The following is a 26,275-nucleotide window of genomic DNA, read 5'->3' as shown; positions in this document are numbered from 1 at the left end:
CCTTTACAAAAGAATTTAAGATCAGTAGACTTATGCTCATATAGAGAAATGGGGAAGATGGAATGACGCAAATCATTGATACATATCAAAGTTATGAAGAGCTTTCCGCTCATGAAAGAGAAGGAATCGACTATCAAATTCTTCACGAGCGGAAAGGTGACCAGCTTTTGGTTTTGTCCCCTCATGCCGGGGGAATTGAATCTGGCGTAAGTGAGCTCATTCATGAAATCGCAAGTGATCATTCTATGTATTTATTTGAAGGCCTTAAAGTGAAAGGCAATCATGTGCTTCACATTACAAGCACACGTTTCGATGAGCCGGTCTGCCTTTCTCTAGTGCATACCCATCATTACACGTTTGCGCTCCATGGCTACGGTGAAACGGAGATGCTTCAAACATTAGTGGGCGGGACAGACAGAGAAAGAGCGGCGGAAACAGTGAAACGTTTAACGCTTAATGGCTTCCAGGCAGTGCTGCTATCTGAATCTGATCGTTATTCTGGAACACATCCTCACAATATTAATAATCAATGTCTGACGGGAAAAAGTGTACAACTTGAAATCAGTCAGGCGCAAAGAAGAGCATTCTTTCAAGATTTCAGACGGCGCTATCGCCGTGAAACGCAAAATGAGCAATTTTATCGGTACACAAATGTACTCAAGCAAGTATTAAACCTGTATGAATAAACGTCTGTTCCCCTATGCAAAGAGGCTTACGTTTGATAAACAGCTTCTTTTTCCGCGACCTTTTCAGCTTTCATTAAATAAGATGTAAACTCTTGTTGAAAGCGAATGCCTGCTTTCCGCTGTTCGAATAAGGCCAGCCGTTTTTCAGCAAAAGCCCAGGTGACGTGAAATGTTTGCGCAATGTGCAAAATGGCTTGCTGCCGAAGGTTTGGAAGCTTCATTTGCATCAGCATAAAGGTCGGTACACAAAAGTGATACATGAATTGTTTAGCCTGAAACTCTTGCAGTTCTCGAAAGAGTTTGTGCATCTTGAAATGATTGCCTGCATGCTTCAGCACATGACAAAGCTCGTGGGCAAAATCCTGCCATTGTTCCTCTGACGATAGAGATCTGTTTAATATAATACTGTAAAGACCTTGATGTTTGATCATCATGCTGCCAGTATCCTCATAGTGGACCCATACATGAAATTCAGAAGCGATCCTTTGCATGTCTCTATAAGCAGGACCGCTTATTTGTAATTTGGCATATAACCGCTTAATCTCTTCTTCTAAATGGGTTAAAAAACCAGTCATTTAAAAACCTCCAAGCAAACGTATGTTCTGTTTTTGGTGTAAAAGAAAAGTCCATATAGGACTAAATAGCTAATGAAGCTATTGCTTACTTTTAATATCGGCTTATTTTTAACAATTTTAACATAAAATCAAGGAAAAATGGAATTAATTCCTGTTTTTTTCTTCATTTTTACGTTTTCCACTACTAAAATGAGTGATTGAATTCAAATTTTACCATAGTCTTATCACTAAAACAAACTCATGTTGTCTTACGAACGCCACCAATTGATGAGAAAGATCAATTCAATCTAGCAAAAGGGAGTGCAGAACATGGTAGAAATTTATCAAGATTTTATTCCAGTTGGAAACGGAAACCGCCCAGGATACGCCATGACACCGATGTATGTGACGGTGCATAACACAGCAAACACGTCAAAGGGAGCAGATGCGAAAAGTCATGCGGCATATGTGAAACGCCCAACGACAGCGGAAAGCTGGCACTTTACAGTGGATGATCATGAAATCTTTCAGCATCTGCCGTTAAATGAAAATGGCTGGCATGCAGGGGACGGACATGGAAATGGAAACCGAAAGTCGATCGGTATTGAAATTTGTGAAAATGAAGATGGGAATTTCCAGCAAGCGGTTAAACATGCGCAATGGCTCATCCAAAAGCTGCTGAAAGAACATAACATTCCACTAGCTAATGTGGTCACACATCAGCACTGGTCTGGAAAAACATGTCCGCGTCTGCTTCTCGCTACATGGGATGAATTTAAAAAAGGAGTTGAAACGGCAGGAGAGCCTGAGACGGTCATCACGTATGTTGTCAAAAGCGGGGATACGTTAACGAGTATTGCCAAAGCTCATGACGTCACAGTTCAAGATCTTCAGAAGTGGAATAACATTAGCGACCCGAACAAAATTCAAATTGGACAGGTTCTCAAAATTTATCGAAATGATGGAAAAATGATGTATGAGCTGCCTGATGGGATTTTAAAGGTGACTTCGCCTCTAACGAAGGGAGAGCACGTACGCCTCGTCCAAAAAGCGCTTGCTGCTGTTTATTTTTATCCTGATAAAACGGCTGCAGATAAAGGCATCGATGGTGTTTACGGGGAAAAAACGGCGAATGCTGTGGCACGCTTTCAGCTGGTGAACGGGCTGATAAGTGATGGGGTATATGGTCCTAAAACGAAGGAGAAGCTGCTTAAACTTTTAAATCAGTGAGTGTTTCTGTTTGTATGATTGGATGGCTGTTTCACTTTTTTCAATTAATCGCCGAGTATATGGGGAAGGCTGATATTCGGCAAACTGAACATATCTCAGTTGTTTGATTTTCTTTTTCATTTTGGCACCTCAATTGTTGCAGCGTATGGTGTATTGTATGCAAGTCTATGTAAAAATGGAATCAGGACGCGGATCTCATTCCGCGTCCTTTAGTGTTATCAAGCCTTTTTGTTTTTATACTCATCCAGAAGCTGTTCATTCTTTTTAAAAATTCGCTCAGTATGGGGGCTTACCTTATAATCGGCCATACTGATATGGCGTTTTTTCTTTAAAATCTTAAAAGGGTTTTTCTTGCGATTGTTGTTATCCCCTTGAAGTGCGTGGTCCATCTTCATCACCTTCCTCTTCGTCAGGCAAGATTAGGTCATAAATTGTTGTAAGTGATGTCATTAATAAATAGTCGAACTCCGTGACAATCTCATCGGAGGTGAGTTTAATGACAAAATGAGCATCTGCTACAGAAAATGGGATGAGCACCAAATGACCGAAATCATCGTAATATACTTCCTGCCTGTCAAGCTTCGCCTGAATGAGAGCCCGCTGGTCAAGTGTCCGAAGCAGGTCATCTTTTTGTTCCTGCGTATCGTATGGACAAAGCACCGCTTGAATATTCATCTTGTCGGCAAAAGAATAAATGAGCCGCTCAATTCCCTCTATATATGCCTCTACACTTCCATAATATACATGGATGGGTTCATTTTTCAATAGGTATTGGTACGTTTTTAGTTTATTGAGGTAAGAATGAAGCAGATCGTTATTTTGTTCAAGGAGTTGATGGGTGTCGGTTTCCAGCTCATGATTTCCGAGTTTCTTAATATAGGAGCTAAGAAAGATGAAAGCATCGGTTAATGCGAAAAAAACGGCAATGATCAAGTAGTGCATCCAATCCGTGAAGATAGAAGAAGGGTCATTTGTCCAGTACACGACAGCACCCGCTACATAAATCCAATACCACGTTTTACGAATGGCAAACATCTTTTCTTTTACTTTTTGTTCAAAGCGCCATACCGCAAATACATACACAGCAAGAGCACCTAGCAATAACCAAACAGTCAATTGAAAAAATAATAGCATGTTCTTCTCTCCCATAGACAGATGAATACTTGTTTATTTCTATGGATATGATTGGAAACCCTGCTTCATGAAAAAATGTCCTGCGAGGAAAGGATATTTAAGTGTGCAGACAAATAAAAAAAGACCTGTCAGACAGGTCTTTGAAATTAAAGAATCGCATTTAACACAAAGTATATAAGAGCTCCTAGAGTTCCTGAAATCGGTAATGTAATCACCCAAGTGACAAGCATACGTTTTGCCGTACCCCAGTTTACCCCTTTGACTCTGTGTGCAGAACCTACACCTAGAATAGAAGATGAGATCACGTGAGTCGTACTAACAGGTAAGTGAATAAACGTCGCACCGAAGATAATAGCTGCACCCGTTAAGTCGGCAGATACTCCGTTTACTGGACGAATTTTCATAATTTTACCGCCGACTGTTTTGATAATCTTCCAGCCGCCAATAGAAGTACCGAGTCCCATTGCAAGTGCACAAGAGAATTGTACCCAGAAAGGAATGTCATCTGTTGTATGCAAATTACCTGCAATTAAAGCCATCGTAATAATTCCCATCGCTTTTTGCGCATCGTTTGTTCCATGGGTATACGATTGCAGTGCAGCCGTTAAAATTTGAACACGTCGGAATTGTTTATTTGTTTTTGCGAGATTGTTGTTTCTAAATATAATTTTGATAATGGTATACACGATATATCCCAATACGAAAGCTAGGATAGGTGAAAGCAAAAGTGCTTGAATGATTTTAATGAATCCCGAATAGTTTAAAGCGCCAAAACCAGCAGAGGCAATAACCGCTCCTGCAATTGATCCGATTAATGCATGTGAAGAACTACTCGGAATCCCGTAATACCAAGTAAGCAAGTTCCATGTGATGGCCGCAATTAAAGCAGCTAAGATCACAACAGAGCCGTTTTGAAGTGTAAATGGATCTGCGATATCTTTTGTAATGGATTTTGCCACACCTGTAAATGTCATTGCTCCTAAGAAGTTCATGAACGCTGCCATGATAATCGCATGTCTTGGCTTTAATGCCTTCGTTGAAACTGAAGTCGCAATGGCATTTGCTGTATCGTGGAACCCGTTAATGAAATCAAAAGCAAGTGCACAAATGACAATAAGTATGGTAAGGATGAGTAATGTGTCCATGTTTAACTAACCCCGTTACGCATTCTTCATAATGATTGTTTCTAGATTGTTGGCAACACTTTGACAGGAATCAGCGATTTCTTCAAGTGTTTCGTAAATTTCTTTGTATTGAATCACCTTAATTGGATCTGTTTCTTTTCCAAACAAGTTCTTTAATGATTTACGATGAAGATTGTCACAATTATGTTCAATCTCTTTAATCTTGATTGCGTGCGGATGAATATCTTTCAAGCGATTTTCAGCTAGTAAATCAATTGTGATTAAAATTTCTTTCGCACACTCTCTGATGTAGTGGCTGAATTTGTCGATATGTTCGTCAGAGCTTGTAATTGAGTAAATTTCTAATGTTGCGGAAAAATGCTCAATTCCATCTAAAACATCATCGAGGCTATTCGTCAATTGAAGAATGTCTTCACGTTCAATCGGTGTAATAAAGGCTTTGTTCAGCTCTTTAATCATGGTATGAACATGATTATCACCTTTTGTCTCATATTCCTTCAATGTGTCAGAAAATTCTTTCAGAGTGGTTTGATTTGTTACTTTATAGCTAACAAAATACTCAGCAGTTTCATCTAAATTTTTAGCAATTTCCGTTAACAAGACGGAAAACTTGTCTTTTTTCCTTTTTAACATGTAAAAACCCTCCATTGTATAAATGAGACAATGCACACATCAAATAATTATATATTCTTTTGTCGAAAAAAAACAGGTGTAGTCGAAAATTTCTTCACTTTTTCTATTTGATCTTATTCTGACCTAAAGATGTGATCTCAACACACCTTTTTCTAAAAGGGGAAAAGCAACGAAAAAAGCGGGCCATTTTTGGCACCGCTTATAGCCTAAGAAGCCGAATGAATCAGCTTAAACCGTTCACAAACAAGAAGCATATCCTCTTTAAAATCTAAACCGTATGATTGGAGTGCTTCTGTGAAAAATTCTTTATGTTCTCTGTACCAATAGTCATAAGATAAATCGCCCTCACCTTCTGCTTGTGCAAATGATACGGGGACTTCATTCATTGGCATGACATCTACATGTGTAATTTCAATGATGGCTTTTGGCTCTTCCTGGCTGTCTAAAATGACTGCATATTGTCCGGCTTTTGGAAGCGGCTCCTGTTCCTTTTCATAAAACAGGTGTCCAGAACAAGTGGCTGTTTTTTTTCCTTGCTTTACAAGATCAAGCAAATGATCAGGATCTGATCCGAATGCCCACGCCGATACAAATGCGTCAGCAGGTGCTTGTTCTGATTTCTCTTTCCAATAGTTTTCCCAAAATAATCTGCTTTTGTTGTTCAATGTTTTTCCCCCTCTTTGATGTGTTTATTATACCTTGAAGCTGAGTCGTTGGAAATTCTGTGTCTTTATTCCTAATTATTGAGTGCGTCATATGTTTTGAAAAACAATGTTTGATTTGGGAAATGTAGGATGATAGGATGAAAATTTTTGAAATTTTAGAATAATCTATTGTATTCTGGTCAAGAAGTCGGTAAGGTCAAAGTAAGAATATGGAAGGGGTGTTGTTCATGAAACGCATTTCTCTAACTGTTTTGTCCATATGTCTGTTTGTTTTCTCGTTTTTTCTGCCTGTCAGCCAAGTCAATGCGAACGAATCTCATGGGAGTAAAGTAGCTGTTGGTAAAGATGGCATGGTGGCTACTGCTCACCCGCTGGCATCAGAAGTAGGTGCTGATGTATTGAAGAAAGGTGGAAACGCAGTGGATGCTGCTGTTGCCATCCAGTACGCACTGAATGTGACAGAGCCAATGATGTCTGGAATTGGCGGCGGTGGTTTTATGATGGTTTATGATGGAAAGACAAAAGAAACCTCCATCATCAATAGTAGAGAACGAGCACCACAGGGCGCAACACCTGACATGTTTTTAACGGACGAGGGAAAAGTCATCCCATTTGCTGAGCGGTCTACACACGGTAATGCGGTTGGTGTTCCAGGGACAGTAAAAGGTCTCGAGGCAGCATTGGATAAGTGGGGGACCCGTTCGATGAAGGAATTGATTGAGCCTTCCATTCAGCTTGCAGAGGATGGATTTGAAATCGATTCTGTCCTGGCACAAGCCATTGAAGATCATCAAGGAAAGCTGAAAAAAACGGCTGCAGCTCCAATCTTTCTTCCAGATGATCAGCCGCTTAAAGAAGGCGATCTGCTTGTACAGCCAGGTCTTGCCAAAACATTTAAGCTCATTGCGAAAAAAGGAAGCAAAGCATTTTATGAAGGAAAAGTAGCAAAGGCACTTGCAAATACAGTCCAAGATTTTGGCGGAACGATGACAACTGATGACATTGGTCGTTATGAGGTCAAGACTGACAAGCCTATCTGGGGGGACTATAAAGGATACCAGCTTGCAAGTATGCCTCCACCAAGCTCAGGCGGTGTGTTTATGCTGCAAATACTCAAAATACTAGATCACTTCAATCTATCACAATATGACCCCAAATCATTCGAAAAATATCAGCTGCTTGCTGAAACAATGCATCTCTCCTATGCTGACCGTGCTGCATATGCAGGCGACCCCGAATTCGTAGATGTTCCACTAAAAGGACTACTAGACGATGATTACATTTCAAAAAGAGCTTCTCTCATTCAATTAGATCAAATGAACAAAAACCCGAAAGAAGGAGATCCATGGGCTTATGAGGATGAAAAAAATCCATCCCCGATTGTCCCGCAGCCAGAAGATAAAACCATTGGGGAGACCACTCATTTTACTGTTGCCGATCAGTGGGGAAATGTCGTGTCATTCACAACAACCATTGAACAGTTATTTGGTACAGGGATTCTTGTTCCGGAATATGGCTTTTTCTTAAACAATGAACTAACAGATTTTGACGCAAGACCAGGCGGAGCAAATGAAGTCCAGCCGAATAAACGTCCATTATCCAGTATGACCCCGACTATTATATTCAAAGATAACGAACCGGTCATGACTGTTGGCTCACCTGGAGGAACGACTATTATTGCTTCTGTTTCACAAACGATCCTGAACTTGCTTGAATACGACATGGAGCTTCAGGATGCGGTGGAAGAGCCGCGGATATATACAAACAGTCTAACTTCTTACCGTTACGAAGTAGGAGTTCCCCTTGATGTGAGAACGAAGCTAAATGACATGGGTCACCGTTTTGGCAGTTCACCTATTGATATAGGAAATGTGCAAGCCTTACTCATTGATCGAAAAGCAGGGACATTTACTGGAGTAGCTGACTCCTCGAGAAATGGAACCGCTGTTGGTGTCAATTTAAAGCTATCTGCCGATTAAAACCATTTCCCGGGAAAAGAAGCGCCTCTGCAAGATGGCGTTTCTTTTTTTGTTTAAATAAAAAACAGAGTTGACACCTGTGAATAGTTTGAATAATATATAGACTAACATCAATCATACATAGCTGATCGGACAACCGAAGGCTCTTGGCAATTTGAAGTACAGGACTGTAATGTATTTCAGGTGGCTAAGGGTCTTTTTTGCGTATGAAACGGCAAGGTTGGTGTCACTATTATTTGATAACAGGGGAGCGGGATAACGTGAAAAAGTGGAAATGGATCTCGGTTATAACCATCGTAGTGGTCTTGGCAGTGACGAGTGCTGCATGCTCAAACGCAAACGAAGCCTCAAAGCAAAAGGGGAAGGTTGAGCTGTTAAATGTTTCGTATGATCCTACACGTGAATTGTATCAGGAATACAATCAAGCCTTTCAGACGTATTGGAAAGACAAAACAGGGGAGGATGTCACGATCAAGCAGTCTCACGGTGGATCAGGAAAGCAGGGAAGATCGATTATTGATGGACTCGAGGCAGATGTGGCAACGCTGGCTTTAGGGTATGACATTGATGCGATTGCAGATCGCGGACTGCTTTCGAAAGATTGGCAAAAAGAATTTCCAAATCAGTCAACTCCGTATACATCCACCATTGTGTTTCTTGTGAAGAAAGGGAACCCCAAAAATATTAAAGACTGGGACGACTTGATTAAACCAGGTGTGTCCATCATTACACCAAATCCGAAAACGTCCGGCGGTGCGAGATGGAATTACTTAGCTGCATGGGCCTATGCCGATAAAACATTTCATGGGAATGAAGACAAAACAAAGGATTTTGTCAAAAAGCTATATGAACATGTCGAAGTCCTTGATTCAGGTGCACGCGGGGCCACAACGACCTTTGTTGAACGCGGTCTTGGGGATGTGTTAATTGCATGGGAAAATGAAGCCTATTTAACGCAGCACGAACTAGGCAAAGACAAATTTGAGATTGTCACCCCATCGATTAGTATTCTAGCAGAGCCGTCTGTTGCGGTCGTCGATCAAAATGTGAAACGTAAAGGAACAGAGAAAGTGGCAAAGGCTTATTTAGATTATTTATATTCTAAAAAAGGGCAGGAAATTGCGTCGAAAAACTATTATCGTCCTAGAAATCAAGAAGTCTTAAACAAATATAAAGACCAGTTTAAAAAGATTGATATGGTGACGATTGATCAAGCATTTGGCGGGTGGAGAAAGGCGCAGAAAAGATTTTTTGATGATGGCGGCTTATTTGATCAAATATACAGCGGACAAAAATAGGGGGCGATGTGATGAAGAAAACACATGCAGCCGCCAATAAAAGAAAACGTATATTGCCTGGATTTGGGCTGAGCCTTGGGGTGACGCTCGTTTATGTGAGTGCGATTGTCGTCATTCCTTTATCCATGGTATTTATTTGGACGGCTTCATTAGGAGCAGAGGGGATTTGGAAGGTGTTTACCGATGCACGAGTATTGAAGTCGCTCCAGCTGACCGTGACGACTTCCTTTGCAGCTGCTCTCATCAATGCAGGGTTTGGTGTACTGATTGCCTGGGTTCTCGCCAGGTACACATTTCCCGGAAAGAAAATTTTAGATGCTCTCATTGATTTGCCTTTTGCGCTCCCAACGGCTGTTGCGGGTATCGCCCTCACCACCCTTTATTCTCCAAATGGGTGGATTGGTCAATTTCTGCATTTAAAGGTGGCATACACACCGATTGGGATTATTTTGGCACTTATTTTTATCGGCATTCCATTCGTTATCCGAACCGTTCAGCCTGTGATAGAAGGGCTGCAGCAGGAAGTGGAAGAGGCTGCGGCGATTCTTGGTGCGACAAGGAGACAGACCTTTTTTCACGTGCTGCTGCCAGCCTTGTTTCCTGCGGTGATGACTGGATTTTCACTTGCGTTTGCAAGAGCGCTAGGTGAATATGGCTCTGTTGTGTTTATTGCTGGAAATATTCCGTTTAAAACAGAAATTACACCGCTGATGATCATGTCCAAGCTTGAACAGTATGATTATCATGGAGCAGCAGCGATTGCGTGCTTGATGCTGCTTCTTTCGTTTTTCATCCTGTTATTGATTCACGGCATTCAGTGGTATGTTGAACGGAAAAAACAAGTATACGTGAGGTGAAACCATTGGAGAGAGAGCTTAGTCATCGGAGCCATGTTCAGTATAAAAGTCCTGTAACCGAATCTAAAACGGTAAAAATCCTATTGATTACGGTGGTGTACGCTTTTTTGATTTTATTTTTACTCATACCGCTGATCGCCGTGTTCTCAAAGGCATTTGAGAAAGGGTGGAGTTCATACCTTCTGGCCATCTCACATCCAGATACACTAGCGGCGATCAAATTGACCGTTTTCATTGTCGTCGTTACCTTGCCGCTTCAAATGATCTTCGGGGTTAGTGCTGCATGGCTTATCACAAAATTTAACTTCCGCGGCAAACGTTTGTTGACGACTGTAATTGACCTCCCGTTTGCCGTTTCGCCTGTGATTGCTGGACTTGTATTTGTGCTTTTATTTGGTTCAAACGGGCTTTTAGGACCTTGGCTTATGGAGAATGGATGGAAAGTCATTTATTCTGTACCAGGCATGATTTTAGCAACCATATTCGTTACATTTCCGTTTATTGCTAGAGAATTAATTCCGTTTATGCAGCATGAAGGTATTCATGAGGAGGAAGCATCACTCACACTTGGTGCAAACGGATGGAAGACTTTTTTCCTTGTGACACTCCCAAATATCAAATGGGCTCTTTTTTACGGCGTTATTTTAGCCGGGGCAAGAGCGATTGGTGAATTTGGCGCTGTGTCGGTTGTATCAGGTCATATTCGAGGGATGACCAATACGATGCCGCTTCATATCGAAATTTTATACAATGAGTACCAATTTCAAGCCGCTTTTGCTGTGGCGTCTCTTATGGCATTTGTGGCAGTCATTACTTTAATGATTAAACAAATCATTCAGCAGAGGGATCACCGGCTTGGTAAGCGGTCAACATAAATGGAGGGATCGGCCTTGGGGATTACAGCAAAACAAATATCAAAACAATTTGGTCAGACAAAGGTTTTGCAAAACGTGGATTTATCGATAAGAAATGGTGAATTGATCTCTTTACTAGGACCATCTGGCTCTGGGAAGACGACTTTATTAAGAATTATTGCAGGTCTTGATTATGCCAATAACGGACAGATTTTATTTGGAGATCAGGATTACACACACATTCCAGTACGAAAACGACAGATCGGTTTTGTATTTCAGCAATATGCACTTTTTCGAAATATGACGGTTTTTGATAATGTGGCATATGGGCTGAAAATTAAACCTAGAGGAGAAAGACTGCCTAAAAAAGACATCAAAGAGCGGGTACATGAGCTTTTAGAGGTTGTTCAGCTCACGCAGTATGAGCAGCGTTATCCAGAGCAGCTGTCAGGCGGACAAAAGCAGCGTGTAGCACTGGCACGAGCACTTGCCGTTCAGCCGAAGGCACTCCTCTTAGATGAACCCTTTGGCGCTCTTGATACAAAGGTAAGGAAAGAATTAAGGCATTGGCTGAAAAAAGTTCATCGTGACTTTCAAATGACCACTATTTTTGTGACACATGATCAAGAAGAAGCATTCGATATTGCTGATCGTGTCGTGGTGATGAATGAAGGAAGAATCGAAAAAATTGGCACAAAGGAAGAAATGGCAGTACAGACAGACAATCTATTTGTATCTGAATTTTTAGATATAGGAAGCCACATTTAACAAGAAGTATAGAAGGCGAGTAGAGAAAGACGCAGTGATCACTGCGTCTTTTTTTTATAAAAATTTCCCTAGGAACATTGACTTATAATTTCGAATATTATAATATCTTTACAAAGGTAACAACATTGAACATTTTTCAGAACGCATAATTGTAAGCGCTTTATAAAAGGTTCTTTTCTAAAATGTTCTTTCTTTTTGTTACATGTGTTCATATTTATACCAAATGAAAGGAGTGGTTGTTTGAATAACTTGTTTGAGTTAAATGAACAACTGATTACGCTGCAGTTCGAAGCTTCTTCGAAAGAGGAGGTGACCACATATTTAGCAGAGCAGCTAGAAGCTGGAGGGTACATTAAATCGAGCTTTTTACCAGCAGTGCTTGAAAGAGAAAAAACATATCCTACAGGCCTTCCACTTGCAGCCTTTGGGGTAGCGATTCCGCATACAGATCCTGAGCATGTGAACAAACCGGCGATTAGTGTTGCTACATTAAAGGAACCTGTCGTGTTTCATAAGATGGGGAGCCCCGATGAAACAGTGCAAGCCAAAATTGTGTTTGTCCTAGCAATCTCTGAGCCTAGCAAACAGCTTGTGATGCTCGAGAAGCTGATGACACTTTTTAGAAAAGAAGAAGTGATGACAAAGCTGTCTCACATGACCTCTTATGAAGAAGCGGCTCACTTGCTTCAACAAGAGCTAAACCAATAATCATTCATGAAATAATGTAAGCGCTTTATCTGAAAAATTCAGGAGGTGGATGTATGATCAAGCAAGCTGTCGATTTTATATTAGACCTTGGACCAACTATTATGCTCCCGATTATTATGACGCTTTTCGGTATGATTTTAAGACAGGGCTTTAAGAAATCCTTCAGGGCCGGTATTACGATCGGAATTGGATTTGTCGGTGTCAATCTTGTCATTAATTTGCTCGTGAGCGGTCTTGGGCCAGCAGCGAAAGCTATGGTTAATTCCCTTGGACTAAAGCTCGACATTTTGGATGTTGGATGGCCGATTGGCGCTGCCATATCCTTTGGTACACCTGTTGCCCCGCTCATGATTCCTCTTGTGCTTTTGTTAAATGTGATTTTATTGTCCGTAAACTTCACGAAAACACTGAATGTGGATATTTGGAACTTCTGGCATTTAATTTTCGCAGCCTCTGTTACTTACTACGCTTATCATAATATGTTCCTGGCTCTTGCTGTTGGCTTGATTGTTTCTGCAATCACGCTTAAATTAGCCGATTGGACAGCGCCGACAATCGAACACCATTTTGGTTTAAAAGGCGTATCGATGGCTCATGCTGAAACGGTCAACTTCGCACCGCTGATGTATGCGTCCAACCGCGTCATTGATAAAATTCCTGGTTTAAACAAAATTCATGCTGATCCAGAAACATTAAAGAAACGCTTTGGTATCTTTGGTGAACCGCTTGTGATGGGTCTCATACTTGGTATCATTATTGGTCTTCTCGGCGGCTATGATGCAAAAGGCGTGATGACACTCGGAATTCAAATGGCAGCAGTTCTTGTCTTAATGCCAAGAATGGTTGCGTTATTAATGGAAGGACTCATTCCAATCTCTGAGGGCGCTCGTTCTTATATTCAAAAGCGTTTCCCAGGGAAAAATGTCTATATTGGTTTAGATACAGCGATTGTTATTGGTCATCCAGCGAATATGGCGGTAGCCCTTTTAATGGTGCCGATTACGATTTTGCTCGCTGTTGTTCTGCCTTACAATGGCATGCTTCCGTTTGCTGACTTATCGGTTTTGCCATTTACAGTTGTCTGGGCAGTAGCAGCCGCTCGTGGAAATATTATTCGCGGCCTTATTAACAGTATTTTTACATTAATGATTGTCTTCTTTATCGCAACGAACCTTGCACCACTTGCAACAACCATGGGGAAAGCCGTCGGCTTTGATTTCCCAGAAGGGGCAAACATGATTTCAGGTATTGACCTTGGTTCTCACGTCATTCCTTGGATCATGGTGAGACTTCTTGATCCGAGCAACCCTTACTTTATTGCAGCGATTATCTGTGCTCTGGCTTATGCGCTTCTATGGTACTGGGTGCGAAATGATATTAAAAAGCAGTATGCAAAAGAAATGGGTTTAGATCAGAAAGAACAATAAATGAGCTGGAGGGATTCTAATGGCGAAGAAAATATTAGTATCATGCGGAACGGCAGTTGCAACATCAACGGTTGTGGCTAAAAAGGTAGAAGAGACATTAAAGGAAAAAGGATATGATGTCGTGGTGGAACAATGTAAGGCATCTGAAGTCCCGCAAAAAGCAGAGGGCGCCGATTTAATTGTGACAACAACGCCAGTAAGTGATACGAAAGGGACACCTGTGATTCAAACATTATCCTTTTTAACTGGATTTGGTATTGAAGATGATATCGAGAAAATCATTGATCATATCAAGTAGAGGGCTATTTTCTGGAGGAGCTTTCGCGGCTCCTTCTAGTGATTTGAAAGGAGGAAGTCTCATGCAGCATCATGCTTATAGCCGAACGTCTGCAGTGTTGTCTATTTTTCTTCCGGCTGTGCTCATCTGTCTGTTTTTTCTCTGGTCTCTTTATACGTTATGGTCAGCAGGACCTGAGCCGTTAGCTGTGCTGGGCGTTTATACACTGCCGATTCTCATGCTGTCTAGTATCACAGGACTGAACCAGCCGACAAATGTCGTCATTAGTGAAGATCAACTGAAGATAGGGGCTTTTGGCAGATGGCACACATATGCTGTGTCTGATATTAAAGGAAAGCTTTTTTTAAAGCCATATCCTCATATCGGGAAAGTCTATGTCAGGGTGGGCCCAGCCCGGATATTCGGAGGGCGTTACTGGATATCAAGTGAGATGAGTGAGTACAAACAGCTTGTGCAAACGTTACAGGATTTTGCGAAGGGTGATGAAAAGGAGGATGCAGCTACATGAAATCAGCTGTCTTTTATTCTTCAGAGGACATTCGGTATGAGGAGCGGGACCGGCCAGCCATCGGTGATGATGAAGTTCTGTTAAAGCTCCGAGCCTGCGGCTTATGCGGAACAGATATTTATAAAGCAACGCATGAGACAGTCCCTCCTGGAACGGTGCTGGGACATGAAATCGCTGGTGATATTGTCGAGACCGGCACACGCGTGACACATGTCCAGACGGGGGACAGGGTATATGTGGCGCATCATGTGCCTTGTTTCACCTGTGACTTTTGTCAAAAGGGGTTTTATACGATGTGTCCGCAGTTTACAGCCACAAATGTAGAGCCAGGTGGGTTTTCAGAATATATCCGTATACCTACTTTGCATGTCAAGCACACGATGGGCAAGCTTCCAAAAGACGTATCGTATGAGCAAGGGGCGATGGTAGAACCGGTTGCCTGCTGCCTGCACGGGTTTGAACGAGCACCTGTTCATCCAGGAGATTCCGTCTTGATCCTTGGAGCGGGGCAAATTGGCTGTATTCAATTGCAGCTTGCCAAATATTATTTAGCTGGAAAAGTGATGATAACAGATGTGAATGAGAACAGGCTGCTGCAAGCGAGAAGTTTAGGTGCAGATGCCGCTTTTCATCCAGCCGCTGAGCCAGTGGAAAACCGGGTGATGAAAGAAACAGATGGTAAGGGAGCAGACCTCGTTATTATTTCTGTTGGGAGCAGTGCGCTTTTAAAAGAGGCGTTTCAGGCTGTAGCGCGAGGCGGGACAATTTTGGTATTTGCTCATTTTCCAAAGGGAGATGTGGCCATTCCTGCTGAACGATTTTTCAATGATGAAGTGAAGGTAGTAGGTGCCTATTCATCGCATCCATATCATTATCGTGAAGCTCTTGAGCTTCTGAAAGCAAAAGTGGTCAACACTGAAAAGATGGTGACGCACCGTTATCCGTTAAGCCAGCTGCTTCAGGCGATAGAATGCGCAAGGCATCCTGAGGGTGAGAGTGTCAAAATCATGATGTATCCAGATGAATGAGTGTATGAGATTAAAAGAGAAAGAGAAGTTCTTTGGAAAAGGGCTTTGCCTTTCTCTTTTTTTCTGACAAAAGATGAAAACGCTTAAAAATGAGAGAGAAATGCTTGACTTCGCTGACACTTAAACGTATGATAATTACAAATGTAACAAACAAGAACAAATGTAAAGGGGAGAGAAGAAATGCAAAAACAAATCACTTTGCCTGAACAGATTAGTCATGAGAAATTAGCAGATTTATATAAACAAATGTGGTTAGTGAGATATTTTGATGAAAAGGTCGATCAATTCTTTGCAAAAGGACTTATCCATGGCACCACTCATTTATGTGTTGGGCAGGAAGCGTCAGCTGTTGGATCGATTGCCGTATTAAAAGATAAAGATAAGATCGTCAGCACACACCGAGGACATGGTCACTGTATTGCAAAAGGGGCCGAGGTCAATAAAATGATGGCTGAATTGTTTGGACGTGAAACCGGCTATTGTAAAGGAAAAGGCGGCTCCATGCATATCGCGGACTTAGAAAAAGGAAACCTTGGGGCAAATGGAATTGTTGGCGGCGGTATCCCGCTGGCAACAGGTGCAGCGCTCACATCTAAAATGAAGCAGGAAGGCTTTGTTGTTCTTTGTTTCTTCGGAGATGGTGCCACAAATGAAGGCAGCTTCCATGAAGCTTTAAACCTTGCATCCATTTGGGATTTACCGGTTGTGTTTATTTGTGAAAACAATCAGTACGGTATGTCTGGTCCTGTGAAAGAAATGATCAACATTGAAGATATTTCAACAAGAGCAGAAAGCTACGGAATGCCAGGGAAAACGGTTGATGGAAATGACATGGTCGAAATTATGAACACAGTTGATGAAGCAGTCAGCCGTGCGAGAGCGGGAGAAGGCCCATCACTTATTGAAATGAAAACGTACCGCTGGAAGGGTCACTCTAAGAGTGATGCGAAAAAATACCGTACACGTGAAGAAGAGACAGAGTGGAGACAAAAAGACGGCATCAAACGCTTTAAGTCTCTTTTGATTGAACTGAATGTTTTGACAGAAGAGCAGGCAGCAAGCTTACAGGAAGAAGCGAAGCAGGAAATTGAAGCGTCTGTAGAATTCGCCAAAAACAGTAAAGAACCGTCAATCGACACACTATTAGAGGATGTATACGCCTAATTAGGAGGGGAATTACGTGACAAAAACAACAGTGAGAGAGATTTCATATTTAGAAGCCGTTCGAGAGGCTATGAGTCAGGAAATGAGAGAAAACCAAGATGTCTTCATTTTAGGTGAAGATATTGGCGTATATGGAGGTGCTTTTGGGGTCACGCGCGGCATGATTGAAGAATTCGGTCCAGAGCGAGTTCGCAATACACCTATCTCAGAGGCCGCCATCGCAGGTGGGGCAGTCGGAGCGGCTTTAACTGGTATGCGTCCGATTTTAGAACTTCAATTCTCTGACTTTATTACAATCGCAATGGATCAGCTTGTGAACCAAGCAGCCAAAACACGATACATGTTTGGCGGAAAAGGGAAGGTGCCGCTCGTTGTAAGAACGCCAGCAGGATCAGGAACGGGTGCAGCGGCGCAGCACTCACAAAGCTTAGAAGCGTGGATGGCCCATATTCCAGGACTCAAAGTGGTTCAGCCTTCAACAGCCTATGATGCAAAAGGTCTTTTAAAAGCAGCAATGGATGATGACAATCCTGTCATTTTCTACGAGCACAAGCTTTTATATAAAACAATCGGTGAAGTGCCTGAAGAGCAATATTCAATTCCTCTAGGAAAAGCAGATGTGAAAAGAAGCGGGAAAGACGTCACGATTGTAGCAACAGCGATTATGGTTCACAAAGCGTTAGAAGCTGCGAAGGAACTAGAAGCAGAGGGAATCGATGTTGAAATCATTGACCCAAGAACACTTGTCCCATTAGATGAAGAAACGATTATCGAATCTGTGAAGAAAACAGGTAAATGTATCGTGGTTCATGAAGCGGTAAAACGAGGCGGCTATGGCGGAGAGATTGCAAGTATGATAGCGGAAAGTGAAGCCTTTGACTACTTAGATTCTCCAATTAAACGACTTGGCGGTCTTGCGGTTCCAATACCATACAACCCGACGCTGGAAAAAGCGGTCATTCCACAAGTGCCAGATATTATTGAAGCAGCAAAAGAGCTTGTGCGCTCTTAAGTAAAGGGGAGAAGATCATGCCAAAAGAGATATTTATGCCGAAGCTAAGCAGTACGATGGAAGTCGGCACCTTGCTTCAATGGTTTAAAGAAGAAGGAGATTCGGTTGAAATCGGTGAGCCTCTTTTTGAAATTATGACAGACAAGATCAATATCGAGGTGGAAGCCTATGATGATGGTATTTTTCTAAAGAAATATTATGAAGCCGATGATCAAATTCCAGTCAATGCTGTCATTGGATACATCGGAGAGGCAAATGAACAGGTGCCAAGCGAACCGCCAGCACAATCAGATGAAGATTCATCCGGCAGCAGCGAATCGGCTTCATCAGACACGGCTTCATCCAGTTCTACTGAAGCCCCAAAAACACCTAATGAAAAAGTGCGTGCCACTCCTGCGGCGAGAAAAACGGCAAAGGATCATCATGTGGCGATTCATGAGGTATCTGGCACAGGACCTAAAGGCAGAGTTCAAAAGCGGGACGTCGAGGCGGCTGTCCAATCTAATGAGAAAGATCAGCGCGTGTCACCTCTAGCAGAGAAAGTGGCTGCTCGTGAAGGAATCGATTTAGCGAATGTTGCTGGATCTGGTGCGCACGGAAAAATTATGAAGAGTGATGTAACGGCAGCAGCTGTAAAAACAGCTGAGTCTTCTCCAGTGAAAACACAAAAACTAGCTGGCATGAGAAAAGTGATCGCTGATCGCATGTCACAAAGTGCCTTTACAGCACCGCACGTGACATTAACAAGTGAAATCGATATGACAAAAGCAAAAGAAGTACGCAAACAGCTATTGCCAGCGATTGAAAAAGAGACAGGCTACAGACTGTCGTTCACAGAAATTATCATTCATGCGGTCAGCAATGTACTCACGCGCCACCCGCATATCAATATGACGTTTGAACAAAATGAGCTCCATTTCCATGATGATGTGCACATTGGTCTCGCTGTCGCTGTAAAAGATGGCTTAATGGTTCCAGTCATTTCTCATGCGAACCAAAAAGGATTAAAACAGCTGACAAAAGAGGCGAAAGAAATCGGCCGAAACGCACGTGACCAAAAACTGCTGCCAGACCAGCTGAAAGGGTCCACTTTTACCATTAGTAACTTAGGTATGTATGCCATTGATACCTTTACCCCGATTATTAATCAGCCAGAAGTGGCGATCTTAGGCGTTGGGCGCATTCAAGAAAAACCTGTTGTGGTAGATGGAGAAATTCAGGTGCGGCCGATGATGGGCGTTAGTTTATCGTTTGATCACCGAGTGGTAGATGGCGCACCAGCGGCTGCCTTTTTAACAGACCTTAAAAAAGTGCTTGAACAACCATTTGAATTGCTAATGTAGGAGATGAATCGGATGACGAAAACGTATGATCTGACAGTCATTGGCGGAGGGCCTGGCGGGTATACTGCCGCCCTTCAAGCAGCTGAGCGTGGACGGAAGGTCGCATTGATTGAAGAGGATTTTCTTGGCGGTACTTGTTTAAATCGGGGCTGCATTCCTTCAAAGACACTGCTCAAACATGCAGAAGTCATTGAATCAATTGAGAAGGCGAAAAGCTGGGGAATTGAAACAGGGGATTTGGTCCTTTCCTTCGATAAAATGAGAAAGCGCAAAGATGACGTCATTGAAAAGCTCAGAGGCGGAATTGCCTTTTTATTAAAGCAAGGAAAGATTGATGTATATAACGGCAGAGGTACAGCTGTGACAAGACACCAGATTGAGATTGAAAAACAAGACGGTTCAGAATCGATTGAAACGAAAGAGCTCATGATTGCCACTGGATCTTCACCCGCTATTCCGCCAATACCGGGCCTTAAAGACATTCAATTTGACACAAGTGATACGATCTTTGACATCCCAGATATTCCTGCTTCTGTCGTCATCATTGGCGGCGGTGTCATTGGACTTGAGCTGGCTTGTATCTTCCAGAGCCTTCAATCAAAAGTCACGATTATTGAAGCAGCTCCGTCCATTATTCCGCAAGAGGATGAGGAAGCATCTAAGCTGCTAGAAAGAGAATTAAAGAAAAAAGGCATCCATATCGCGAAGAAAACCACTGTGACAGAGGTAACGGAAAGTGAAGGAGTCAAAGCGGTTCATGCATCAGACGATAAAGGGGAGACGCATATCTTTACGGCTGAAAGATTGCTTGTTTGTGTAGGAAGAAGACCTACTGTTTCTGCTGTCAGCCAGCTTGACCTGCAGCTGGATGGTCCTTTTATCAAGGTGAACGACAAGATGCAGACAAGCGTTGAAGGTGTCTATGCAGTTGGAGATGTTGCTGGCGGCTATCAACTGGCTCATGCAGCGATGGCAGAGGCAGCTGTTGCGGTCAGTAATATTTGCGGTGTGTCTGAAAAAATGAATGCTGATATCATGCCTAGATGTATTTATACATTACCAGAGGTAGCAAGTGTCGGTCTGACTGAGAAAGAGGCAAAAGCCAAAGGACTTAACGTGCGGGCAGAACGATTTGATTTAGCGGCAAGCGGTAAAGCACTAGCGGCAGGTGAGCAAACAGGCTTTATTAAATTGGTATACGATACAGCCTATGGTGAAGTGATTGGCGCGACGATGGTTGGCCCGCACGTCACAGAGATGATTTCAGAAGCTTCCTCCTTTATGTATTTAGAAGGAACAGCAGAAGAGATGGCGAAAATGATTCATCCGCATCCGACCATCTCAGAAGGTTTTTATGAAGCAGCACTTGATATCGTGAGTAAGCTGAGAAAATAATGGCCAAACAAGGGATAGGGAGGAGATACGTGTGCACGTCCAGCTTCATCAGAAAGCGGCACTTGTGACAGGTAGCACAGATGGATTTGGAGAAGCCATCTGCCTGGCTTTAGCCCGGGCAGGTGCACATGTTTTTTTACACACGTTTCATGATGAATCAAAGGCTAAAACCATTCGTGAAGACATTCAAAAAATGGGCGGTCAAGCGAGTATTATTCAGAACCCGCTGGAAACGCCGCGTGATGCGACACGGATGCTGAGGCAAGTGATTGATAAATGCGGTAAACTGGATATTTTGGTCAATCAAGCAGAGCAAGGAGCAGGCGCAGAGCTTGATGACGTGAGCCCTGATGGGTGGGTAGATGAAGTGGAATCGGCTGTGAATACCGTCTTTCTTTCCAGTCAGGCTGCCGTATGGCATATGGTTGATCAGAAGCAAGGCTGCATCATTAATATATCGTCATCAGGCAGTATCACAGGAGATGGCGGGATCTCGCATGCTACTTCGAATTCTATGCTGAATGCCATGACAAAAGGGTTAGCGAGAGAATTTAAAGAAAAAGGCATCCGGGTGCTTGCGCTGCTGCCGCCTCCTCTCCATTTGGTTCCTGATACAGAGCAAATCAAGGAGACTGTGGCCCATATGACGGTGTTTCTCAGTACATCCTATGGTGCATTTACAGATGGCGTGGCGATTATGCTTGATGGGGGTGAGAGCGCTGGCTAATGATCAAAAACCAGTTCTCATCGTTGGCGGAGCACAAGGGATCGGAAAAGAAATAGCTGAGCGTTTTTTAAAAGAAGGACAGCTAGTTGCTGTGTCAGATATAGATGAAAAGGGGCTTTCGCTCTTAAAGACACAGTATCCTCAGCTGCTGATATTTCAAGCTGACGTTTCATCGTGGGAAAGTGTTCAGCAAATGATATCAGCAGCTGAAAGGGAGCTGGGCGGTATTGCTCATCTTGTGTATTCAGCAGGAATGACAAAATCTCTGCCTTTTTTAGAAGTCGATTTTTCACTTTGGAAAAAGACACTGGCTGTGAACTTATATGGTCTTTACTATTGCATCAAAGCGTTGGCCCCCTATATGTGTGAGCGTCAGGAAGGCAGTGTTGTCATTATTGGATCGGGATCGGCCATCACCGGCTCAGGCGGCGGTATTCAATATTATGCATCAAAAGCAGGTGCTTTTGGATTGATGCGATCGCTCGTAAAGGAACTAGGCTCCCATCATATACGCATCAATGTGATTGCCCCCCGCGTAATTGAATCTCAAATGCTTGATACGCTCTATCCAACTGTAGAGGAGAAACGGCAGCTGCAATCACTTATTCCCATTGGAAGATTAGGTAAGCCTGAGGATATCGCAGGACTCGCTTTATTTCTCACACGTCGCGAGGGGAGTTATTTGCACGGACAAATTATCCTGTTAGACGGTGGAAGAACGTATCAACCGAAATATACTGAGGGAAAAAGAGCGGAGAGTTAATCGCTCTTTTTGTTATTTTCATAACAATTGTTCCAATTGGAAACGAATGTTTGGTATACTGGTAATCATAGTATATTAAAAGGATGATGTCACATGCTGAATTGGGAAGAAAGACGACAGCTCGTCAAAGTTGCTCATCTTTATTATACAGACGGGTGGACGCAGCAAGAAATTGCAAAAAAGCTCAATGTCTCAAGACCAGTCATTTCAAAGCTCTTACAAAAAGCAAAAGATGTGGGAATTGTTGAAGTGTACATTAAAGACGAAAGCATTCATACGGTGGAACTTGAAAAGCAGCTGGAAACAACCTTTCAATTAACAGATGCGGTCGTTGTCCCAAGTGTTGGGACAATGTCTGAGATGGTGAAGAGAGCAGTCGGTCAAGCGGGCGCCTATTATTTGTCTAAAAACATGAAAGATGCGGAGAAAATCGGCATTTCATGGGGGACGACGCTTGCTGAGCTCGTCAAAGAATATCCGTTTGAACGAAGAAATGATGTGAAGGTTATTCCTTTAGAGGGCGGAATGGGCAGGCAAGCGGTCGACATTCATGCCAATCAGCTGGCATACGAGCTGGCAAAGAAAATGAACGGCACGTGTTCCTATTTATATGCTCCTGCGATTTTAGAAACAGAGGAATTAAAAGAACGGCTTATGGCGATGCAGGACATAGAAGCTGTGCTTGAAGAAGGCAGAAATGTGGATATTGCTCTCATCGGTATTGGCAACCCGCATAAAGGGTCGACTTTAAAAACAGTCGGTTATTTAAAAGAAGAGGATTTATCTGGTTTAAGGCAATCAGGCGCTGTCGGTGATATTGGTTTTCGTTTCTTTGATGGAGAAGGAAAACCTGTTCAAGATGAACTGAATCAAAAGGTCATAGGCTTATCGCTGGAACAATTAAAGAGCGTCAAAACGGTCATCGCTGTTGTAGAAGGAACCCATAAAGCTGAAAGTATTTTAGGGGCTTTAAATGGCGGCTTCATCCAAGTACTGGTGACAGACGAACTAACGGCGGCAGCCATTTTAAAGGAAGCATCCGTGCAATAAAAGGCTTGCAGCGTTCGAATGGTATAACAAGAGCAACATCAAACGAGAAAGGAGCTGTGTATCTTGAAGAAAACCGAAATGGAAGCAAACCTACATTGTACTCGGTGCCAAGAAGAGACCCTCCACAGCATCGTTTATGTGAATGATCAGATGAAAAGCGTTGAGTGTACAGAGTGTCATCAAAAGATCAGTGTGCAAGTCGACATCATGAAGGAATTTTACAAAGAAGTATACGAAAAAATAGCGACAAAGCCAAAGCGGATCACGCAGGAATATAAGTCGAACCTGAATGGATTTATCTCAAGGCTCCCAATCCGCGTGCTTAGTAAGCCATACCGGCTCATGAGATATTTAAACGAATCATACAAAGTAATCAAACAATATAAAAAATAAAGCAGAGCACTGCTTAGTGCTCTGCTTTATTTTGTGTTTTTTTCATATAATAATAAATAGGCAGTCCAGCCATTCCGATCAGCATGGAGATCAGGCAGCTTTTCCAATCGGTGATCATGGTGCTGATTAAGACGAATAATGAACCGATAATCGCAATGATTGGTGTCAGAGGGTAAAGTGGTACACTGTACGCACGCTTCATTCCGCTGTTTTGTTTTCTCAGCTTAAAGACGGCGAAAAAGGCCATGACATAAAAGATGTAGATCATGAAAATCGATACTTCAGACAGCTTCTCGGGATTACTGACGATCATAAACACAATGGCGATCAAAATTTGCACAAATACAGCGATCCAAGGTGTTTTAAACGTTGGGTGAATACGGGAAATCGCGTTGGCGAAAGGAATCTGCTTTCGTTCTGCCATCGCAAAAATCACACGTGGGAATGAAAGAACCTTTCCGTTCAAACAGCCAAAGATGCTGATGATGATCCCAATACTAATGATTTTCCCGCCAATTGGTCCAAAGAGCATGGTAGCAGCAGTGCTTGTCGCATTTTCACCTAGCTGGACGATTTGATCAGCTGGCAGCACGTGCAAAAGTGCGACATTAATAAAGAGATAACAAGCCGTCACAATTAAAATTCCGCCTGCCATCGCGCGAGGAAGCAGTTTCTCAGGGTTTTTCATTTCTCCTCCAAGCGCAGCAAGTAAAATCCAGCCATCATAAGCAAATAACGTAGCCAAAATCGCTGCACCGAAGTTCATTTGAGCGATACTATCGTTGACAGCCATGAAGATGTTTTCGTTACCCTTCCATATGCCAAACACAATAATAGCGGCAATTGGGACAAGCTTTCCAATAGTGGTCAGCCCCTGAACAAATCCGCCGTATTTTGTTCCCATGATGTTGATGATACATAAAAATAAAACGGTGATAATGCCGATCGTCGTAGACCATAAAGTCGAAAGCGAAAATAAATTGGCTAATAATGAACCAAAATAAAGACCAAGTGCTCCAATGATGGCGGGTCCGTAAATAATAATCTGCACCCAGCCGCATAAGTAGCCCCAAAATTCACCATACACTTCTTCAAGATAGGCGTACAAACCGCCGGTTCTCGGGATTTGTGTACCAATTTCAGCGACTGTCAGTCCGCCTGCAAGTGTTAAGATTCCACCTAACAGCCAAGCGAATAATGCGATGTCTGAGCTCCCTGAATAGGAAAGGACGTTGCCTGGCTTCATAAAGACGCCTGACCCGATAATGGTCCCGATGACAAGAGATAGGGCGAAAAATAAGCCGATGTCTTGTTTTAACGCTGGTTGTTCTTTGTTCATTACACACGACCTCCTGCATCACTTTCGTACGTTACTGTGACATGTATTTTGTTCATTGTAATACGATTTTAGGAAAACAAGAATTAAAAAAATTTTCTGATTTTCGTATTTGTGATTGAAAGTGTTCGTTTATTGGAGATATTAGGGTGAATGTTGTGTTAAAAACGAACAATGAAAGAATGTTTTCGATTTAATGTTAATTTAATGGCCAGAAACCGAACATCCAGTAAACGTACAGTTAAATGGTTGACTTTTCTTGAAAAATGAACTATTTTATTCATAAGGATATTATCTCGAATTCGAGATAATTTAAAATAGGAGTGAAAATAATGAAAATCAATGGGATTCACCACGTATCTGCGTTAACAGCCAATGCTCAGAAGAATGTTGATTTCTATCGCCAAATTCTTGGCTTGAAACTTGTAAAGAAAACAGTCAATCAGGATGACCCGTCTATGTATCACTTGTTTTATGGAGATGAGGTTGCTTCACCAGGAACAGAGCTTACATTCTTTGAGATTCCAATGCTTGCCCGCCGTTTGGAAGGGACAAATGCGATCACAAGCACAGGCCTTCTCGTTTCTTCTGAAGAGGCACTCACGTTTTGGGAAAAGCGGTTTGAAGATAAAGGCGTACAGCAAGAAACAGCTTCCTTGAGAGGCGGAAGACCTGCCTTACGTTTTAAAGACCCAGAAGGGCAGCAGCTGTTTTTAACAGTAGAACCGAACGCACAAGAAGAAGGATCACCGCCAGTGCATGACAATATTCCTGCAGAGTATGCGATTAGAGGTTTAGGTCCAGTTGAATTAACCGTTGCAGAAGCTGATAAGACGATCCGTGTTTTAACAGACATCCTTGGTTTCACCGAAAGAGCACGTGAACAATCAAATGATGGTGAGATCGTGACCATTTTTGAGTCAGGAAATGGCGGTGCTGGAACAGAAATTCATGTGATTGAAAAAACAGAAGGGCCTTCTGAACGTTCCGGCAGAGGAAGTGTGCATCATGTCGCATTCCGCGTGAAGGATGCAGAAGAGCTTGAAAAATGGTATGACAAAATATCAAAAGCAGGCTTTACGAATTCTGGTGTTGTAGAACGTTTTTACTTTAAAGCTCTTTACTTTAGAGAGCCAAATGGTATTTTATTTGAAATTTCAACAGATGGTCCTGGGTTTACAGTTGATGAAGGGGTGGATGTACTTGGCGATCAATTAGCCCTTCCGCCATTCCTAGAGCATAAACGAGCAGAAATTGAACAAAGATTAACGCCAATTCAATCGTCATAAAAAAAACAGCTCATAACTGAGCTGTTTTTTC

General features: G+C 42.5%; 28 protein-coding genes. 21 read left to right on the top strand and 7 right to left on the bottom strand.

Annotated features, from left to right (window positions below; translation table 11 throughout):
- Positions 1 to 62 precede the first annotated feature (62 nt).
- Positions 63 to 686 (top strand): poly-gamma-glutamate hydrolase family protein, encoded by a 624-nt coding sequence (locus V6Z54_RS01390; RefSeq protein WP_041085094.1) that lies wholly within the window; start codon positions 63 to 65, stop codon positions 684 to 686.
- A 26-nt stretch (positions 687 to 712) separates the two neighbouring features.
- Here the strand turns inward: V6Z54_RS01390 and V6Z54_RS01385 are convergent, their stop codons facing one another.
- The gene (locus tag V6Z54_RS01385; protein ID WP_024424963.1) at positions 713 to 1,261 is read right to left on the bottom strand and encodes an ImmA/IrrE family metallo-endopeptidase; all 549 of its coding nucleotides are present in this window, start codon (positions 1,259 to 1,261) and stop codon (positions 713 to 715) included.
- Between the two features lie 309 nt (positions 1,262 to 1,570).
- Between V6Z54_RS01385 and V6Z54_RS01380 the strand changes: the two genes are divergently transcribed.
- Positions 1,571 to 2,470, top strand: coding sequence for an N-acetylmuramoyl-L-alanine amidase (locus V6Z54_RS01380; RefSeq protein WP_338527619.1), 900 nt, complete (start codon positions 1,571 to 1,573; stop codon positions 2,468 to 2,470).
- Positions 2,471 to 2,688: 218 nt separating this feature from the next.
- Here V6Z54_RS01380 and V6Z54_RS01375 read toward each other — a convergent pair whose 3' ends face one another.
- From V6Z54_RS01375 to V6Z54_RS01355, 5 genes are all read right to left on the bottom strand, one after another.
- Positions 2,689 to 2,865 (bottom strand): type II toxin-antitoxin system SpoIISB family antitoxin, encoded by a 177-nt coding sequence (locus tag V6Z54_RS01375; protein WP_078061713.1) that lies wholly within the window; start codon positions 2,863 to 2,865, stop codon positions 2,689 to 2,691.
- Entirely contained in the window at positions 2,834 to 3,604 is a 771-nt protein-coding gene (locus V6Z54_RS01370) for a type II toxin-antitoxin system SpoIISA family toxin (protein WP_039177934.1), read from the bottom strand. The genes V6Z54_RS01375 and V6Z54_RS01370 overlap by 32 nt, the downstream gene beginning before the upstream one ends.
- Before the next feature lie 146 nt (positions 3,605 to 3,750).
- Complete coding sequence (locus V6Z54_RS01365) at positions 3,751 to 4,749, bottom strand: inorganic phosphate transporter (RefSeq protein WP_017359158.1); 999 nt, start codon at positions 4,747 to 4,749, stop codon at positions 3,751 to 3,753.
- A 15-nt stretch (positions 4,750 to 4,764) separates the two neighbouring features.
- On the bottom strand, positions 4,765 to 5,382 hold the full coding sequence (locus V6Z54_RS01360; RefSeq protein ID WP_024426775.1) for a DUF47 domain-containing protein: 618 nt from the start codon (positions 5,380 to 5,382) through the stop codon (positions 4,765 to 4,767).
- A gap of 206 nt (positions 5,383 to 5,588) precedes the next feature.
- Positions 5,589 to 6,047 carry an ASCH domain-containing protein gene (locus V6Z54_RS01355; RefSeq protein ID WP_269103749.1) on the bottom strand — a complete coding sequence of 153 codons (459 nt, stop codon included), beginning with the start codon at positions 6,045 to 6,047 and terminating at the stop codon, positions 5,589 to 5,591.
- A 227-nt stretch (positions 6,048 to 6,274) separates the two neighbouring features.
- On the opposite strand from V6Z54_RS01355, the gene ggt reads away from it, so the two are divergent.
- The 18 genes from ggt to V6Z54_RS01265 all read left to right on the top strand — a co-directional run bounded on the left by ggt (position 6,275) and on the right by V6Z54_RS01265 (position 23,619).
- Complete coding sequence (gene ggt / locus V6Z54_RS01350; RefSeq protein ID WP_041085090.1) at positions 6,275 to 8,026, top strand: gamma-glutamyltransferase; 1,752 nt, start codon at positions 6,275 to 6,277, stop codon at positions 8,024 to 8,026.
- A 260-nt stretch (positions 8,027 to 8,286) separates the two neighbouring features.
- Complete coding sequence (locus V6Z54_RS01345) at positions 8,287 to 9,324, top strand: sulfate ABC transporter substrate-binding protein (protein ID WP_305960387.1); 1,038 nt, start codon at positions 8,287 to 8,289, stop codon at positions 9,322 to 9,324.
- An 11-nt stretch (positions 9,325 to 9,335) separates the two neighbouring features.
- The gene (gene cysT, locus V6Z54_RS01340) at positions 9,336 to 10,181 is read left to right on the top strand and encodes a sulfate ABC transporter permease subunit CysT (protein ID WP_039177942.1); all 846 of its coding nucleotides are present in this window, start codon (positions 9,336 to 9,338) and stop codon (positions 10,179 to 10,181) included.
- A gap of 5 nt (positions 10,182 to 10,186) precedes the next feature.
- Entirely contained in the window at positions 10,187 to 11,056 is an 870-nt protein-coding gene (gene cysW, locus V6Z54_RS01335) for a sulfate ABC transporter permease subunit CysW (RefSeq protein WP_041085088.1), read from the top strand.
- Between the two features lie 15 nt (positions 11,057 to 11,071).
- Entirely contained in the window at positions 11,072 to 11,803 is a 732-nt protein-coding gene (cysA, locus tag V6Z54_RS01330; protein WP_052468195.1) for a sulfate ABC transporter ATP-binding protein, read from the top strand.
- Between the two features lie 240 nt (positions 11,804 to 12,043).
- The gene (locus tag V6Z54_RS01325) at positions 12,044 to 12,511 is read left to right on the top strand and encodes a PTS sugar transporter subunit IIA (protein WP_041085087.1); all 468 of its coding nucleotides are present in this window, start codon (positions 12,044 to 12,046) and stop codon (positions 12,509 to 12,511) included.
- A 53-nt stretch (positions 12,512 to 12,564) separates the two neighbouring features.
- Positions 12,565 to 13,938, top strand: coding sequence for a PTS transporter subunit IIC (locus V6Z54_RS01320; RefSeq protein ID WP_025093457.1), 1,374 nt, complete (start codon positions 12,565 to 12,567; stop codon positions 13,936 to 13,938).
- 19 nt (positions 13,939 to 13,957) lie between these two features.
- Positions 13,958 to 14,236 (top strand): PTS sugar transporter subunit IIB, encoded by a 279-nt coding sequence (locus tag V6Z54_RS01315; RefSeq protein ID WP_003212259.1) that lies wholly within the window; start codon positions 13,958 to 13,960, stop codon positions 14,234 to 14,236.
- A gap of 61 nt (positions 14,237 to 14,297) precedes the next feature.
- Positions 14,298 to 14,744 carry a hypothetical protein gene (locus tag V6Z54_RS01310; RefSeq protein WP_041085086.1) on the top strand — a complete coding sequence of 149 codons (447 nt, stop codon included), beginning with the start codon at positions 14,298 to 14,300 and terminating at the stop codon, positions 14,742 to 14,744.
- A complete protein-coding gene (locus V6Z54_RS01305) occupies positions 14,741 to 15,772 on the top strand; it encodes an alcohol dehydrogenase catalytic domain-containing protein (RefSeq protein ID WP_338527618.1) in 1,032 nt (343 codons plus the stop codon). Before V6Z54_RS01310 ends, V6Z54_RS01305 begins: the two co-directional genes overlap by 4 nt.
- Before the next feature lie 180 nt (positions 15,773 to 15,952).
- Positions 15,953 to 16,936 carry a pyruvate dehydrogenase (acetyl-transferring) E1 component subunit alpha gene (gene pdhA, locus V6Z54_RS01300; protein ID WP_039177954.1) on the top strand — a complete coding sequence of 328 codons (984 nt, stop codon included), beginning with the start codon at positions 15,953 to 15,955 and terminating at the stop codon, positions 16,934 to 16,936.
- A gap of 31 nt (positions 16,937 to 16,967) precedes the next feature.
- On the top strand, positions 16,968 to 17,948 hold the full coding sequence (locus V6Z54_RS01295; RefSeq protein WP_338527956.1) for an alpha-ketoacid dehydrogenase subunit beta: 981 nt from the start codon (positions 16,968 to 16,970) through the stop codon (positions 17,946 to 17,948).
- A gap of 17 nt (positions 17,949 to 17,965) precedes the next feature.
- Positions 17,966 to 19,291, top strand: a complete 1,326-nt coding sequence (locus tag V6Z54_RS01290; RefSeq protein ID WP_075611289.1) for a dihydrolipoamide acetyltransferase family protein — start codon at positions 17,966 to 17,968, stop codon at positions 19,289 to 19,291.
- A gap of 12 nt (positions 19,292 to 19,303) precedes the next feature.
- Positions 19,304 to 20,686, top strand: coding sequence for a dihydrolipoyl dehydrogenase (lpdA, locus tag V6Z54_RS01285; RefSeq protein ID WP_224928053.1), 1,383 nt, complete (start codon positions 19,304 to 19,306; stop codon positions 20,684 to 20,686).
- A 31-nt stretch (positions 20,687 to 20,717) separates the two neighbouring features.
- The gene (locus V6Z54_RS01280; protein ID WP_338527617.1) at positions 20,718 to 21,413 is read left to right on the top strand and encodes an SDR family oxidoreductase; all 696 of its coding nucleotides are present in this window, start codon (positions 20,718 to 20,720) and stop codon (positions 21,411 to 21,413) included.
- Entirely contained in the window at positions 21,391 to 22,176 is a 786-nt protein-coding gene (locus tag V6Z54_RS01275) for an SDR family oxidoreductase (protein WP_041085081.1), read from the top strand. Before V6Z54_RS01280 ends, V6Z54_RS01275 begins: the two co-directional genes overlap by 23 nt.
- 93 nt (positions 22,177 to 22,269) lie before the next feature.
- Positions 22,270 to 23,226 (top strand): sugar-binding transcriptional regulator, encoded by a 957-nt coding sequence (locus tag V6Z54_RS01270; RefSeq protein ID WP_024426787.1) that lies wholly within the window; start codon positions 22,270 to 22,272, stop codon positions 23,224 to 23,226.
- A 63-nt stretch (positions 23,227 to 23,289) separates the two neighbouring features.
- Positions 23,290 to 23,619 (top strand): hypothetical protein, encoded by a 330-nt coding sequence (locus tag V6Z54_RS01265; RefSeq protein ID WP_024426788.1) that lies wholly within the window; start codon positions 23,290 to 23,292, stop codon positions 23,617 to 23,619.
- Positions 23,620 to 23,632: 13 nt separating this feature from the next.
- Here the strand turns inward: V6Z54_RS01265 and V6Z54_RS01260 are convergent, their stop codons facing one another.
- Positions 23,633 to 24,958, bottom strand: a complete 1,326-nt coding sequence (locus V6Z54_RS01260) for an amino acid permease (protein ID WP_039177966.1) — start codon at positions 24,956 to 24,958, stop codon at positions 23,633 to 23,635.
- A gap of 329 nt (positions 24,959 to 25,287) precedes the next feature.
- On the opposite strand from V6Z54_RS01260, the gene V6Z54_RS01255 reads away from it, so the two are divergent.
- The gene (locus V6Z54_RS01255) at positions 25,288 to 26,244 is read left to right on the top strand and encodes a ring-cleaving dioxygenase (RefSeq protein WP_338527616.1); all 957 of its coding nucleotides are present in this window, start codon (positions 25,288 to 25,290) and stop codon (positions 26,242 to 26,244) included.
- The last annotated feature ends 31 nt before the right edge of the window (positions 26,245 to 26,275 follow it).

The sequence above is a fragment of the Bacillus sp. MAG717A genome, assembly GCF_036884855.1.
GTDB classification, from domain to species: domain Bacteria; phylum Bacillota; class Bacilli; order Bacillales; family Bacillaceae; genus Bacillus; species Bacillus safensis.
The sequence above is the reverse complement of the archived record's forward strand: the minus strand, read 5'-3'. Positions and strand labels throughout refer to the sequence as shown.